This is a genomic window from Paenibacillus diazotrophicus, from assembly GCF_042610465.1.
This window is the reverse complement of sequence record NZ_JBGJZN010000002.1, coordinates 72,147-86,757: the sequence shown is the minus strand read 5'-3', so window position 1 is coordinate 86,757 and position 14,611 is coordinate 72,147. Positions and strand designations below refer to the sequence as shown.

Below are 14,611 nucleotides of genomic sequence, written 5' to 3'. Positions count from 1 at the left end.
CAAAACCCGCTTGGAAGTACTATCTGGTCTGATTCATAGCAATTCCGAGAATCTTCACGCCTGTCTGCTCCATTAGGACTTTCAGCTTCTTAAGCGACTCGCGTTTGCTCTTGCCGTGTCTGGCGACGATAATCAATCCATCTGCCAGGGGAGCCAGGATACGCGCATCACTGTATTCTACCGCCTGCGGCGAATCCAGCAGCACCAGATCAAAGCTTGCCTTCAAATCCTCTAGCAGAGCAGCCATTCGCTCACTGCCCAGAAGATCCGGCGGGCTCACATTGGTAATACCGGCAGGAATTACAGCCAGATTAGCCAGATTGCCATAAACGGCAATATCCTTTGCTTCTTCCTTGCCCCCGAGGTATGCGGCAAGCCCTTGGCTGCCCTCTACCTCAAACACGTTGTGCAGTCCCGGATGTCTCAGGTTGCAATCAACCACAGCCACTTTCTTGCCGTCTTGTACAAAAGAAACTGCAAGGTTCGACAATATCGTTGTTTTTCCTTCTCCGCCTTCGGCAGAGGTGAAGAGCAGCACTTGCCCTCCGTTGCCTTTCAGAAGACCAAGCTGGCGGATGTACGTGCGCAGCGAGCGGAAGGATTCAGAGATATGTGAGGAAGGATTGATGTCTGCAATCAGACTCTTATTCAGCCGTAACATAAGCACCCTCCCCTACTCTTGCTTTAGCATTTGCTGCCTTTCCTAAATCGCGTTTGCGGATCACAGGAATGCTGGCGATAACCGGAAGTCCGAGATCGAACTCTGCTTCCTTCTCTGTCCGGAGTGTGCTGTTGAGAGTCTCCATCAGCAGAATAATTCCGATAGCTGCCATCAGTGAAACTACAAAACTAATGATGATGTTCATTGTCGCTCCACCATTAACAGGTCCAGGAACATCTGCCGGATCAGCCGGAGTCAGGAATGTTACGTTGTCCAGATTCATCAGTGCCGGCAAATTGCGGATGAATGTCTGCGAAACCGCGTTAACGATCATAGCGGCTTTGGCGTAGTTCTCATCCTGCACGCTCAGGTTGATCACCTGGCTCTTTTCCGAAGATTTGATCTGCAGCTTGCCAGCCAATTGCTGTTCTGTCAGATTGAATTCCGGATGTTCTGCTACTACACTCTTCATAATCGTGGGCGACTTCATAATTTCCTTATAGCTCTCGATGAGGTTGAGACTGAAGTTCAGATTATTAAGGTTGTTGCTCTCGGGGACATTCGCGGCGTTGTTGACGAGCAGCTGTCCGGAGGCTGAGTAGACAGGCACGACGAAGTTCTGGCTGACATAATAGGTAGTGGCGCATGAGATGAGTACAAACAGCGTGATCAACCATAACCTTTTCTTAATCAGGTTAATGTAATCCAAAATCGTCTTTTCCACAGTAACCCTCCTTCCGCATTCGTTACATTCTGAAAGCAATCATGAAAGTTTCAGATATCTTGCTTTTATTCTATCAATCCTAGGGAATCCCCACATGGGTCATACCATCACTTTAATCTTCACTTTCGTGTGAGAGGCTTTGCTACAAAAGAGGGGGCGCATGGTAGACTTTAGTAGTATATGACTTGAAAATCCTTACAAGCCGTGGCACTAATAGCTACGTATATAGGCGTTTAGCAGACTTCTGGGCAGGTAACATCCTGTCCAGGTTATATTCAGGTAATGTTCAGGCGGCTCTGCTAATGTAAAATGAATGCAAAATTTGTGAAAACCCTTCCAAAAGAAAACAAAAAAACACGGACAAGGATGTCCGTGTATCTAACATATTTTTAATAAAATGGAAGTTAATCGTATGACATTTCATATTTGGTGAGCCCCACCGCGTTTGCATACAATGCTGCTTGTGTCCGGTCAGCTACTTGGAGCTTCGCCAGAATCTGGCTAACATGCTTCTTCACCGTGAACTCACTGATGAACAGCCTGGAAGCGATCTCCCGGTTGCTGGCACCCTGGCCAAGCTCAATGAGCACTTCTTTTTCTTTGGGAGTTAATTCATCTGTCGGACTGTTGCCGTTCATCCGCATCTTATCTTCCATCAGTCCGGGGTCATAATACTTTCGGCCTTTATGAACCAGCTGAATGGCAAACAGCAGTTCCTCAGGCAAAGCTTCTTTGAGCACGTACCCGTCAACCAGCACTTCTTCCGCCTTCAGGAAATCCTCCCGGCTTGCCGAAGAGGTTAACAGGATGAATTTGCTGCTCATCCCGCGTGAACGCGCTGCTTTGATGACATCCAGACCTGATTCATCGGCCAGCTTAAGATCAATAAGCACAAGATCAGGCTGTGTCTCTTCTATGATCAGAAGCGCTTCTTGGCCATTCGTTGCTTCGCCGGCAAAATGCAGATTCGCCTGCATAGAAATGACCGCCGCAAGTCCTCTTCTAACCAATGGATGATCATCAACAATGACGATTTTCACTTGAACGACCTCCTGCCTAAAGTTTATGCATTTTTCAGTTCAGCCACGCCGACAGGTATCGAAATTAAAATTCTGGTGCCTGCATTCTCACTGCTGGACAACTGGAAGTCACCGCCTAGGGACTGTGCCAGATACTGCATATTCTTCATGCCTAATCCGCCGGAATTATCCTCGGATTCGGTCCAGAGCAGATCAGTATCGAAACCAACGCCATCGTCGCTTATCGATAGTCTGATCCATTTCGGCTTCAGTGACAGTTCGACATCCACCCGGCTGGCAGCACCATGACGTATGGCATTGCCTGTCGCTTCGGATATAATCCGGAAGAGCGCCTTGTGGTAAGGATAAGGAAGACTGAAATCATCCCCCGTTATTTTTAATTCAATTTCCACATCATTCAGCCTGGATAAGCTTTTCAAATGTGATCTGACCATGCCCAGCCATGTGGGACCGCCGCTCTTTTTGGAGCTGAGGCTGTAGATCGTAATGCGCAGCTCCTTGGCAACCTTGGTTGCCGAATCATGGATCAGTTCAATTTGCTCCTCCAGCTCGGATTCGGACATCTTCCGCCACGTCTGCTTCAGAGAATGAGTGGCATAGACAATGCCAAAAAGGCTCTGCGATACACTATCATGCATTTCATCGGCAATCCGGTTCTGCTCATTGGTGATGATCAGCCGGTTCTCAATCACGCCCAGCTCATGGCGTTCAAGAATAATGGCGCTCAGCTCCGAGAGGAACATTAGCTGCTGGATATACCATCTGCGGCCTTCCAGGCCCTCCGATGCTTCCAGCTTGACGCCAATCATGCCCACAAAACGTGTACTCATTCTCACGGGCATAAGCAGAAAGTCTCCGAGTCCGGGTAGGCTTTTGAATACCGGTTCGCGCTGCAGTCTCCATTCATGTTCGTGCTTCTCCAGCTCTGCGAACAGGTACCATTCTTCCTCCTGCTGCCAGCCGGTCTGGCGACTCTCAGGGGCAGGCTCCCCACTCTTTTTTGCAAACCAAAACAAGGCTTTGTCCAGCTTAGTAAGCTTTACCACATAATCCGTAATGACTTGCCCGATGTTCATGAAATCATGCTGACTTGAAGTCTCCACAATGTGATAGAGCGATTTAATGTGCTCCATGGTTTCGTTCGTCCGTGCGTTTGCCGCTTCCCGCTGCCGCTTCATCCGATTGACCATTTGCATAATTATAACCGTAAGTACCATGACTAGAAACAGGTTGCCGTTATCAAGCACTGCTTCTGCAAAAGTTTTGCCGGAAGTGTTCATAAAAAAGTAACAAAATGCGGCAAATATGCCAAAATAACCAAGCAACAGGCTCCAACTGAAATAAAAAGATAGAGAACCTGCAGCGATGAGAACCGGATTAAGAACGTATAGTTTAAAAGGACTGTCATACCCGCCAGTAAACAACGTCAGTACAATCATTCCAGCGATCTCTATGCTCACTGCAAGCATAAGAACGCGCGGCCATTTACGAAGCCTCCGATAATAAACAGTGAATATTTGGGCAAATAATAATAACAAGATGATTAATAGGGATTTAGAAAAGACGGAAGGCCCCGTATGGTCAAGGAGGTACATCAGTGATGTGAGGGACAAAGAAATCGTTCTGTAAAGTGCAATCATTCTGTCTTCCGCGGTTGCTTTAATTTTCATCCCACCACCCTATTCTCCAGTTTGTGGAAAATGCGAGCTTATTTAAGCTTTGTTTAAAAGCATCATACATGAGAAAAATCACAATAACAAGTTCCCCTTTTTGCTGATAACGTTTACAATTGGGGATTTTTGCGTAAAATAGGGCTTTTTTTTTCATAGGATTATCAAATCCCATCCTTCTTTTCTAATGATAGCGATTACAATAATTACCAGACTCCTCCTGAATCTCCGCAGACCAAATAAAACAGCCTGCCCCTAAAAAGGGACTGGCTGTTTCGGAAGCAAAAATCTATGGTTGTCGTAATCTTTCCAGGCATTCGCAGTCTATTCGGCTACCGCTGGCAAGGCTTTGGGCAACTTGGATGAATTACAAATGCAAATCTGATAGCGTTGTTCGCCAACGATATGATACCCGGTGGACAAAATACGTACAGTGTGGTTTGGTGTATCCACCTTATGGAGACTGCGGCAACTGATGCAGTAAAATTCTCTCATGGCTTCATCTCCGGCATAGTCTATAAGAACTATCGTGATTCTGCTAATTTCACCTAAATAATAACATCCTATTTTTGCCGGTGTCAATGAAAAAACCGCAAATTCCGACACACTTAGATCAATTAAAGTAGAATTTTGTCGGTAATTATAGACTTTTGCGGCAAATGAGTGGGGACACTCCCATATATTTCTTAAATAACCTTGAAAAATAAAAACAATCGCCATAATGCAGCATCCCGGCTATCGCTTTGACCTGGAGGGAGGTGTTAAGCAGCAGATGCTTCGCTTCTGCCATTTTGAGCCGGTGAATATACTCATGCAGAGGGTACCCGCTGCTTCGCCGCACAAGCCGGCGGAGTGTGGACATCGAAATATGGTGTCTGGCGGCAATGTCCCGAAGATCTGGCTTACCGTAGATGCAGGAGTTCAAGTCTTCGCGGATTTGGGGCATAATGTCAGCCTCCCGTGTCCAGGAAAAACCTTGAGTGATTAGGGAGCACTCCAGCAATATCCCCTCCAGCATGGCTGCCGCCCTGTCGGCATCCGCCGGAACACCGCCCTCCATCAGTCTGAGCACCTGTTCAAAAATGGAAGAAAGCCCCGAGAACGCAGCCGCCTCAAATACTCTCCCCCCCTCGATAAGTCCTGCCTCCAGCCATTCAGTCACACGTGTACCCGTGAAATTAATATAATATTCATCCCAGCTTCCTCCCGCCTGAGGCCCGAAGCAGTAATTACAGCCAGGACGGAAGAAGAACAGGCTGCCGGCACGTACCTGCTGTATCTTGCCATCGTTCTCCATAAAGGTTCCGTTCCCGGATAATATATATACAAGTGCCCAATGCTCGAATACTGCGTTTGAACGAAACAATATCCTTCCCGGCAGATGACCCGTTTGGCCTATCTGTATCGTCTTCAGCCTAAGCCTGGAAGACTCTACTCTGGGATCAATAATCCTTATGGGGTATGGACTGATCATATAATCCATGACCTCGAACATCATGTGCATTCCTCCCTGTATCCAGGAGTGATATGGTTATTCTGAAGATGATCATATTCTACATGAACAAGAGGTGTTCACGCTATGTCTGAAAATCATCCATTGCTGCTGTTTCCGAAGCCACAGGTGTTGAACGTGTCAGACGGCCGTTTCAAGCATCCTCCCGCAGGAAGCATAGTTCTAGCGGCTGAAGCAAAAGATTCCGTCCTCCCTGCCGCGCGCCGGCTTCAGCACATCGTGTCGCAGACTCTTCAGATCAGCCTTTCCCTGTCTGTAGGCACACATTCAGCCACATGTTCGGTCTATCACTTTAGTTATAGTCCCCTGCTGCCTGCACAGGGCTATGAAATCCGCGTCGATGAGAGTGGAATTGCTGTCATCTATGGTTCTCCTCAAGGAGCCTTTTATGCTACAGCCACGCTAAAACAAATTTTGCAGCATTACGGTAGGAGCATCCCTTACTTGCAGATTACCGACCAGCCGGACTTTGCCGCCCGGGGACTGATGATCGATATCAGCCGCAACAAAATCCCCAAGCTCGAAACCCTTTACCACATCATAGATTTCATGGCGGATGTGAAGCTGAACCAGCTGCAGTTATATATAGAAGGTTCTCCATTTGCCTATGAGTCTTTTCCACACGTCTGGGAGCTCGAGACCCCCATCACCGGCGAGGAAATTCTGCTGCTGGATGCCTATTGCAAGGAACGTTATATCGAGCTGGTTCCGAATCAAAACAGCTTCGGGCACATGGAGGGGTGGCTGACCCGTCCGGAGTTCAACGCCCTTGCCGAAACCCCTGAAGGCTTCATGCTTCCAGAGCATATGTATGATAGTGAAATGTACCCTGAGGGGCTGTTTATGCACCCGGGTACCTTCCATACTGAGGATCCTGAAGTCCTTGAACTGCTTGGCACCATGTATGATGATCTCCTCCCCTACTTCTCATCGGAGCACTTCAATGTAGGCTGTGATGAGACGTATGAACTAGGTCTTGGCAAAAGCAAAGTATCGGCCGAGGCCATAGGCAAAGGTCAGCTCTATTTATCTTTCCTGCTGAAAATTCATCAACTTGTCCAGAAGCGCGGCAAAACCATGCAATTTTGGGGAGATATTATCATCCAGCACCCTGAGCTCATTCCCCAGCTGCCCAAAGATATCATTGCCATGGAATGGGGCTACAGCGCAGCTCATCCGTTTGAAGCAGATACGCTGAAATTCCGGGAAGCCGGAATCCCATTCTATGTATGCCCCGGAACCAGCTCCTGGAATTCACTCACAGGCCGCAGCGATAACATGCTGGCCAATCTGCGCAGCGCCGCGGTGCATGGCAAGAATAACGGAGCTATCGGCTACCTGATTACCGACTGGGGAGATTTTGGACATTGGCAGCACCTGCCGGTCAGCTATGCCGGATTTGCCTACGGTGCAGCAGTAGCCTGGAATGTAGAGAACAATCTGGAGGCCGATGTTGCAGCTTACCTGAACACAGCCGTGTTTCATGACCGTTCGGGCACAATCGGGCGGCTGCTGCTCGATCTGGGCAACTATTACAAGTATGAGTCTGGCGTAGTCCGTCCAAATGATACGGAAATGTCCATGCTGTTGCGCTCCCCACTGCATCAGATACAGCTTGTCAGCAAGTTAACGGATGAACACCTTGATCAGTTGGAGCAATATATAGAAGGAATCGACTTACAGCTCGACCAGCTGGAGCTGGGATGCGGCGATGCCCGTCTTGTTCTGGAGGAGCTTCAGAATGGTATTCATTTTGTACAGCATGCGGTACAGCTGGCCCGGATTAAGAAACAACTGGCAAAGGGGGATAAGCTCTTGGACCCGGCGCTGATCCAGCGGCAGATCAAAGACCTCGACCTCCTGCTTCACCACTACCGCCAGCTGTGGATCCAGCGCAACCGGCCCGGCGGCTTAGAGCAGAGTGTCTCGAAGCTGGTCCGGCTGCGCTCCGAATATATAACACTGGCTAAAGAGCTTTAAAATCCAACTGGTAAAAAGCCAAAAGCTGCCCGTTTGCATCTCAATATGCGAACAGGCAGCTTTATTAATTACAACGGCATTTCTGCTGTTGTTGGTTCTTCATCCCGCTCGGCCGCGCAGCCTTATTCCGCCGCCCAGGGCTGACGCTGCGACACTACCGTCTCGCCGCTATCGGCGGCCTGTTCCAGCAGCAGCGCCAAATATTGGTCCTGGCTTCCTTCGGCCAGGCTATAGAAGGATGGCCCGCCTTGGATGTAATGCTGCATCCGGGCAAGACTCTCAGCGATGGCAAGCTCATCGTCCGACAGGCGCGCAGGTCCAAAGGGATTGTTATACACCCATTCTCCATCTGCCATAATCCCCTTGAGATAAAAGCCCTCCAGATTGCCGCCATGTCCCGCATCGATCCTGCGCAGTGTGCTGTACAGGGGTGTATCATAGTCCTGCAGCCAGGATATGTCCTGATCCCTTATTTCACCACGATCCCCGCGAACCAGTACACGGTTACCGCGAATCCAGGAAAAATACTGGTCACCGGTGAAATCGAATACGCCCAGCTTGTCTCCATAGTCCAGCGTTGCCAGAGTCTGGACAGTCTGCACCGGCACTTCCGCGGAAGGAGGGCCGCTGCGCTGCGGTCCTTGAATAATCGGGGATCGGAAATTCTGCGCACGGATGCTGACATCCTCAAAGCCGATACCGAGCAAGTGCCGGATTAGACTGATTCCATGGTAACCATGCGCCGCGGATACCTGAGCCTGGCTGATGGTTCCTAGCCTTCCCGATGCAGCCAGTCTAATTCTTGCCGCATGCATCGGCTGGAACAAATATTGCTCGGCAATCTGGATCTTTGCAGAGCTGCCTACACGATTCCACAGTTCCTGAAGCTGCTTCAGATCAGAAGCGGGAGGCGTCTCAGCGAGCACTGGAATTCCAGCCTCCGCCAATCGGATCACATATGCTGTGCTGATATCCTTTTTCAAGCTCGCAACAGTAAATGAGTAAGCTCCAGACGCGATATATTCCTCAATGGTGGTATATACGCTTACGCCCCAAGCTCTGCTAAGTGCTGCAGCCTTTTCCTTATTCCGGACAAACATAGCCCCGACCGCAAACCGCTCCGGCAGTGCTCTGGCGATCCGCAAATAAAACTCCGCACGCCAGCCCCCGCCCACCAGTCCAAATACAATTTTATCCACACCCTATTCCCCTTCCACTTCATAATTCTGTTCGTGCGCAGTACAACTATTCTTCCCTTCTCCCCCTCTGTTCCTCCATATCGTTCCAACGTAGTTCTTCATATTGATTCTCCAGCATTTCCCGCTCTCGCCGCTCCAATAAATCCCGGTTATGGCTCTCCCTAAGGCTTGCTTCGTCCTCGTAGATCCGCCAGAGATCAGAGAACAGATAATCTTTAACTTCTACGATGATCCCGTCCATCCTCCCGCCTTGCCAGAGTAATCCGGCAGAGGTGCGAAGCACCGTACGTCCATCTGGAGTAGCTGCTTTTTGTCCAAGGCGGATATGCATTAGCATTTGCCCAAACGTGTACCATGCCATATTATAATTCCCCCCTCGAATTTTAATTGAAAAGACCTGACGGGAAGACTATAATCATCTCGAAAACCATTTTTTACCTATGGTTAATACATAGATTTACACACAAAAAACTGATAAAAGGAGACCAATTATGGATTGGCTGCATGATTTCGATGAAGATCTCCGTTTAGTGTTTCAAGACTGCAGCAACATTATTTCAGGCTTCCCTGAACCGCTTCGAACACAAGGATTGTCCTATCTCGATCAGTTTAACGTTTTCAGTGCAGGAAGTCACAAAAATTATATCTGTTATCTGCTGCCCTTCTGGCTAAGGGACGGCTACGGTCTTACCGATGACGAAGTCCGGCAGCTGTCGGCCGGCAATGTTTTCTGCATGCTGTATTTCTTCATTCAGGATGATTTGATCGACAGCAGCCTGGACCGTGCAGCCGGGAAGCTGCCGCTTGCGAATCTGCTGTATGTTGAATTCCTCAACAGATACAGGCCCTTATTCCCGGCGGACTCGCTCTTCTGGCTCTGCTTCAACCGGTATATCCTGGAGTGGGCGGAGAGCATGGCCGGTGAGGCGCATGGAGATTATTTCCGGAATGACCGCCTGAAGATTTCTCACAAGGCCAGCCCTCTGAAGCTTACCAGCACAGCGATTCTGCTGTATTCCGGTAATGCCCCTTTGATTACAGAAGCGGAGGAGGTGCTCCACACTGCGCTGCTTACTCTGCAAATGCTGGACGACTACGAGGATTGGGAGCAGGATCTTGACGGCGGAAGCTACAACTGCCTGTTGTCACTGGCAAGCGGACATTTCAACCTACAGAGGGAAGCGCTTACAAAAGAGCAAGTCAAAGAATATATCTTCACCACAGGGGGACTGGCCGAATATGCCGGGACAGCAGTGTCCAATCACAGGAAGCTTGAACAATGCCGACTGAACGTCCCCCATCTCCTATCCTTCCACCAGATGATGGTCAAGAATCTACAACACATCGCAGCAACCATTGAGGCGGAGAAAAAGCTTTTACAACAAGGGGGTCTCTCCTATTGGTTATCCAAACATATAAATCTGTAAATAGGAAATAGGATATAGAATAATAGACTGGGCTATGCTATACTAATCAGGAAAATATAACCATTTTGGAAGGGTGATTATTTTGTCAGAAGCAGTTCTCCGAAATCAAGTGATTCAAAAGGCATGGGAAGATCCGGGTTTCAAGCAAAGATTACTCACTGATCCGAAAGCAGCCCTCCAAGAAGCGCTAGGCATTCAACTTCCCGATGATATTACTCTCAAGACCGTTGAAGAAGGATCCAACGAATTCTATCTGGTTATCCCACCAAGCCCGGCATCCGGCGTAATGAAAACGGACTTCACCACACTTAGCACCTGGTAATCCTATACAAGCTCAGTTTCATAGGAGCCAGAACCATCCGGCGCTTCTGCCAAGGGCAGAATAGTAATGGATTCGGTTCCGGCTCCTTTTGTGCTTATGAAGCGTACCTCGCCCCCCATCGCCTCAATAATCCGGAACGTCACCATGAGTCCTAGTCCTGTTCCCTTAGTCTTGTTAGAAGAGAAATAAGGCTCTCCCAACCGGCTCAGAACCCATGGATCCATCCCCGACCCGTTATCCTTGATATGAATGAATACTTTATCCTCTTTGGCATAGGCCATAATATGAATGCTACCATCTTCGCCCAGCGACTCAATACTGTTCTTGATAATATTGATGAATGCCTGCTTGAACTTGGAGGAGTTGCCCTTTACCCATAAATGGTCGGCGACCTCAAGCAGCATCTTGCCACCGTTCAAATGACATAGCGGCAGCAGAATGCTCTCGATATGCTTACATTCATCCCGGACACTGAGCAGTGAGATCTTCTCGAATTCCGGTTTGGCAAAGGTGAGAAAATCCGTAATGATATTGGACGCGCGGTCCAGCTCGCTAAGGGCCATGAATAAATATCTTCGCTCGTCACCGCTCGACTTTTCACTTAGAAGCTGCAGAAACCCTCTTGTCACCTGCAGGGGGTTGCGCACCTCATGGGCCACCGATGCAGCCAGCTCGCTGATAATCTCCATTTTTTCGGACCTCTGCAATTCGTTGTTGAACAGCTCCAGCTCCCGTGAATATTTGACAACCTGCTGATGGTTCAAAGCGAGACGGCGCCCCAGGATGATGATCAAAGAGAGAATGAACACCACCAGCGCCCACTTCCAATAGAATAGATCATAATTGCCTTGCTGGATATAGTACCAGATCAGCTCACCCGCCCCGGTTAAGGCAGCAACACCAAATCCAATAGCGAAGGTGATTGCATCCTTGTTGCCCCTCAGAGAGAACAGGATAACGCAGGCGATCAGCAGGATGAATTGCAGAATCATGATAATACCGATGAGGGTGGCCGATACAAAATAATAAAACTCCACCAGCCGGTTGCCCGACAGATAATTAGCAATCATGCAGGCAATGCAGAATATGGAATAGACCACCTGGAATTTACGGAATCGGCGGATGATACCATGCTTGCCGCTGCCAAAAATTTTCTCAAATAAAAAGGTCAATGCAGGCAGCAGCGACAGCAGTGCTAGATCGAAGAACACGACGCTAAGCGGGCCTAAATACCTGAAGAAGGTGTACGTAAAAGGAGAATATGTGATCGATAGAACCCCGGTAGAGGCAATAACTATAGACAGCGCAGCGGCAATAGGGAAATATTCCTTGTTCAAGTAAAACGCGCAGACAAAAAGAACGATAGCCACGAATAAAAAAGCGCCGCCCAAGACTATGTCGACCAATCCATTTTTTGAATAGTCCTTAATTAGGATACTGTGCTCACCCAGCAGCGCCTTGTCTTTAATTCCGATACGATCCTGCAGGGTCTCTGTCCATATGTATAAGGTTTTTCCGTTATCTGAGGCACTGAGAGGGATAAGCAATGAATAATTGTCATGAATGTAGTTGCGGTCGCCCTCGAAGACAAGACGTTCCCCAACATACACCTTTACATGCAGCGCGTATAATGTATCAATGTAGACCGCAGGTGAAGTATATTGATTCGCCGGCAATGCTATACGCGTCCATGCGGAGGAAATACCACTGGGAAGCTCTGGTGTACCTTGCAGTGCATGGACCTCGATCCATCCTTGTCCGTCCGTAAGCGGAACCTCCCGGCCTGACTCCCCATCCGGGCTTCCCCATTTCATCTGCCAGCTGGTGATTTCTGTGGAGCTGTAATGACCTTCTGCGGATGCCTGAAGCACACTACAAGCCATACAAAGTACGAATAGAACTACCGATAGATGTAGAATTCTAGTGAGCAAGCGCATGCGAGCACCTCAGAAGTAAATTTCAGAAACTATTGTTCTGTTATTGTTAGTACTTCGCCCCATCCACAGCCCATCCCTTCAAAATAATCGGAATTCACCAAAATAATTCCTATTTTTCTATAGACGATGGTAATTTAACAATCACTCGGGTGCCTTCACCTTTCCTACTCTGAAACTGAATGGAACCGTTCATGGCTTCAATAATCCGGAATGTCACCATCAATCCAAGCCCGGTCCCCTTCTTCTTATTGGAATAATACGGTTCGCCCAGATGAGCCAGCTCGCTCACCTTCATCCCTTCCCCGTTATCCTGCACACTGATGATGATATTCTCTCCGGACCTCCAGGCAGCAATAGTAATCAGTCCATTCTCCTCAAGGGATTCAATGGCGTTTTTGATCAGATTGATAAAAGCTTGTTTGAACTTGGAAGTGCTACCTAGCACCTGAAGTCCATTCTGAAGCTGCAGCTCGATAGCCCCCCCTTGCAGGTTAGCCAGCGGTAACAGAATGCCCGAGATATGGCGAAGTGCCTCGGCTACCTCAAAGCGGTCCAAGGTGTCAGGCCCAGGCTTGGCAAAGGTCAGAAAGTCAGTAATGATGAGCGAAGCCCTGTCCAGCTCTTCCACAGCCAACTGCAGATACTCCTTCTCCTTCTTGCCGGAACGTTCCCCCAGTATCTGCAAAAATCCACGGGTAACCTGGAGGGGGTTCCTTACCTCATGGGCCACCGAAGCCGCAAGTTCGCTGATGATCTCCATTTTCTCCGACCGCTGCAGATCATCATTGAATCGCTCCATCTCCCGGGAATATTCCAGCACCTGTTCATGATTCCTGGCGAACCTTCTGCCCAGAATGACAATAAGCGAAAGAATAAAAACAATAACGCCCCACTTCCACCATTGCAGATGATAGCTGCCTTTAACATAGTACATAACCAGCTCCATCACAGACAAAAGAGCAAACACAGAGAAACCGATCGAGAAGATAACCGCATCGCTGTTCCCTTGGAATGCAGCCCGGACTGCAACGTACAGCAAATAGACAACTTGTATCATCATTATCAGGCCCAAGATATCTACGGTGAACACTCTATAGATTCCGTCCAGCCGGTAATCCAGCAGAGCGTTGACACACAGAAACAGTAGTCCAAATAAGGAATAACCTATCTGAAATTGACGCAGCCGCTTAGTCAAGCCACGCCGGCCTGATCCGAAAATCTGCTCAAAATAAAATGTAAAAGACGGCAGCAGTGTCAATAACGCCACATCGAAGCAATGATCCAGCCAATGGCCCGGAGTGTGTAATATGACTGGCAGAAAAGGCGAATAGGTAATGAACAGTATGCCAAAACAAACAATGACCAGAACCAGAAAGAAACCGCCCTTGAAGAAATCCAGCTTCAAAAACATCAGACAAACCAGCAGGGCTGCCCCCATAAATAAAAAGGCAACACCTATCACGAGATCTGCCAAATCCTGCTTCACATAAAAAGCCAGCAGCTTGCTGTAGCTCCCTGCTCTAATTTCCCCTTCGAACCCAAAATCCTGACCGTGACCGCTACTCCACAGATAGATCCGGGAAGTTCCCTCTGCACCAGACAAAGGGATCAGTACCTTACTCCCGCTAAAGTCCACTAAATTCCGGGAATCATAGATTAGCTTATTATCCATATAAGCTTTGAGGTTACTTCCATATACTTTATCAATCAAAAGGGCCGGATTCGCCCCTGTCTCCGGGAGAGAAAAACGAAGCCAGACAGCTGACACCCCCGCAGGGGCTGCGGGTCTTACGGATGGGCCAGCTATGGAGATCCACTCACTGTCAGGGGATGCCGCTGCTTCGGCAGGATTAGACACCGTTGAGGATTCCCATTTCAGCTGCCAGCCGGACAAGGGGGTTTCCGGCCGGCCGCTCCACTGAGAGGCGATGCCCATAGGCACTATAGCAATCAGCAGCAGCAGTGTGAGAATAGCTGCCGCTGCCTTGGTTGATGGCAACTTCATTATGGCACCTCAATAAATCTTTAGTTGGATTTATACAGTACATTCGATTCTTATTTTCGACAACGTTCGCGGCATCCCTGCCTAATATTGCAAAAAAACATCGAAAAAAGACGATAAATTACACCTGACTAAG

At 48.6% G+C, this 14,611-nt stretch carries 14 protein-coding genes; 3 read left to right on the top strand and 11 right to left on the bottom strand.

What is annotated here, in order from left to right; all coding sequences use genetic code 11:
- Positions 1-19 precede the first annotated feature (19 nt).
- The 7 genes from ACAN54_RS11680 to ACAN54_RS11650 form a co-directional block, all read right to left on the bottom strand.
- Complete coding sequence (locus tag ACAN54_RS11680; RefSeq protein WP_379154401.1) at positions 20-661, bottom strand: CpsD/CapB family tyrosine-protein kinase; 642 nt, start codon at positions 659-661, stop codon at positions 20-22.
- A complete protein-coding gene (locus ACAN54_RS11675) occupies positions 645-1,385 on the bottom strand; it encodes a YveK family protein (RefSeq protein WP_379154399.1) in 741 nt (246 codons plus the stop codon). The genes ACAN54_RS11680 and ACAN54_RS11675 overlap by 17 nt, the downstream gene beginning before the upstream one ends.
- A 404-nt stretch (positions 1,386-1,789) precedes the next feature.
- On the bottom strand, positions 1,790-2,425 hold the full coding sequence (locus tag ACAN54_RS11670) for a response regulator (RefSeq protein ID WP_379154397.1): 636 nt from the start codon (positions 2,423-2,425) through the stop codon (positions 1,790-1,792).
- Between the two features lie 23 nt (positions 2,426-2,448).
- Positions 2,449-3,894, bottom strand: coding sequence for a sensor histidine kinase (locus ACAN54_RS11665; protein ID WP_379154395.1), 1,446 nt, complete (start codon positions 3,892-3,894; stop codon positions 2,449-2,451).
- A gap of 190 nt (positions 3,895-4,084) precedes the next feature.
- Positions 4,085-4,270, bottom strand: coding sequence for a hypothetical protein (locus ACAN54_RS11660; protein WP_379154393.1), 186 nt, complete (start codon positions 4,268-4,270; stop codon positions 4,085-4,087).
- 149 nt (positions 4,271-4,419) lie between these two features.
- Complete coding sequence (locus ACAN54_RS11655; protein ID WP_379154391.1) at positions 4,420-4,590, bottom strand: hypothetical protein; 171 nt, start codon at positions 4,588-4,590, stop codon at positions 4,420-4,422.
- 145 nt (positions 4,591-4,735) lie between these two features.
- The gene (locus ACAN54_RS11650) at positions 4,736-5,590 is read right to left on the bottom strand and encodes an AraC family transcriptional regulator (protein ID WP_379154389.1); all 855 of its coding nucleotides are present in this window, start codon (positions 5,588-5,590) and stop codon (positions 4,736-4,738) included.
- Positions 5,591-5,674: 84 nt separating this feature from the next.
- On the opposite strand from ACAN54_RS11650, the gene ACAN54_RS11645 reads away from it, so the two are divergent.
- Positions 5,675-7,588, top strand: a complete 1,914-nt coding sequence (locus ACAN54_RS11645; RefSeq protein WP_379154387.1) for a beta-N-acetylhexosaminidase — start codon at positions 5,675-5,677, stop codon at positions 7,586-7,588.
- A 122-nt stretch (positions 7,589-7,710) separates the two neighbouring features.
- On the opposite strand, the gene ACAN54_RS11640 is transcribed toward ACAN54_RS11645, so the two are convergent.
- Together ACAN54_RS11640 and ACAN54_RS11635 are read right to left on the bottom strand one after the other, a co-directional pair.
- On the bottom strand, positions 7,711-8,787 hold the full coding sequence (locus tag ACAN54_RS11640) for a Gfo/Idh/MocA family protein (protein ID WP_379154384.1): 1,077 nt from the start codon (positions 8,785-8,787) through the stop codon (positions 7,711-7,713).
- A gap of 46 nt (positions 8,788-8,833) precedes the next feature.
- Positions 8,834-9,148, bottom strand: coding sequence for a hypothetical protein (locus ACAN54_RS11635; RefSeq protein ID WP_379154382.1), 315 nt, complete (start codon positions 9,146-9,148; stop codon positions 8,834-8,836).
- A gap of 130 nt (positions 9,149-9,278) precedes the next feature.
- Between ACAN54_RS11635 and ACAN54_RS11630 the strand changes: the two genes are divergently transcribed.
- Together ACAN54_RS11630 and ACAN54_RS11625 are read left to right on the top strand one after the other, a co-directional pair.
- Positions 9,279-10,214, top strand: coding sequence for a hypothetical protein (locus tag ACAN54_RS11630; RefSeq protein ID WP_379154380.1), 936 nt, complete (start codon positions 9,279-9,281; stop codon positions 10,212-10,214).
- Between the two features lie 82 nt (positions 10,215-10,296).
- The gene (locus tag ACAN54_RS11625; protein ID WP_379154378.1) at positions 10,297-10,536 is read left to right on the top strand and encodes an NHLP leader peptide family RiPP precursor; all 240 of its coding nucleotides are present in this window, start codon (positions 10,297-10,299) and stop codon (positions 10,534-10,536) included.
- A gap of 2 nt (positions 10,537-10,538) precedes the next feature.
- On the opposite strand, the gene ACAN54_RS11620 is transcribed toward ACAN54_RS11625, so the two are convergent.
- Positions 10,539-12,419, bottom strand: coding sequence for an ATP-binding protein (locus ACAN54_RS11620; protein ID WP_379154376.1), 1,881 nt, complete (start codon positions 12,417-12,419; stop codon positions 10,539-10,541).
- A 163-nt stretch (positions 12,420-12,582) separates the two neighbouring features.
- A complete protein-coding gene (locus ACAN54_RS11615) occupies positions 12,583-14,478 on the bottom strand; it encodes an ATP-binding protein (RefSeq protein WP_379154374.1) in 1,896 nt (631 codons plus the stop codon).
- Between the last annotated feature and the right edge of the window lie 133 nt (positions 14,479-14,611).

Excerpts from the sequence above, each read along its gene's own strand:
- ACAN54_RS11645 (WP_379154387.1), top strand. The coding sequence starts at position 5,675 with ATGTCTGAAAATCATCCATTGCTGCTGTTTCCGAAGCCACAGGTGTTG.
- ACAN54_RS11680 (WP_379154401.1), bottom strand. The coding sequence starts at position 661 with ATGTTACGGCTGAATAAGAGTCTGATTGCAGACATCAATCCTTCCTCA.
- ACAN54_RS11655 (WP_379154391.1), bottom strand. The coding sequence starts at position 4,590 with ATGAGAGAATTTTACTGCATCAGTTGCCGCAGTCTCCATAAGGTGGAT.
- ACAN54_RS11635 (WP_379154382.1), bottom strand. The coding sequence starts at position 9,148 with ATGGCATGGTACACGTTTGGGCAAATGCTAATGCATATCCGCCTTGGA.
- ACAN54_RS11620 (WP_379154376.1), bottom strand. The coding sequence starts at position 12,419 with ATGGCTTGTAGTGTGCTTCAGGCATCCGCAGAAGGTCATTACAGCTCC.
- ACAN54_RS11615 (WP_379154374.1), bottom strand. The coding sequence starts at position 14,478 with ATGAAGTTGCCATCAACCAAGGCAGCGGCAGCTATTCTCACACTGCTG.
- ACAN54_RS11665 (WP_379154395.1), bottom strand. The coding sequence starts at position 3,894 with ATGCTTGCAGTGAGCATAGAGATCGCTGGAATGATTGTACTGACGTTG.
- ACAN54_RS11630 (WP_379154380.1), top strand. The coding sequence starts at position 9,279 with ATGGATTGGCTGCATGATTTCGATGAAGATCTCCGTTTAGTGTTTCAA.
- ACAN54_RS11660 (WP_379154393.1), bottom strand. The coding sequence starts at position 4,270 with ATGGGATTTGATAATCCTATGAAAAAAAAAGCCCTATTTTACGCAAAA.
- ACAN54_RS11650 (WP_379154389.1), bottom strand. The coding sequence starts at position 5,590 with ATGTTCGAGGTCATGGATTATATGATCAGTCCATACCCCATAAGGATT.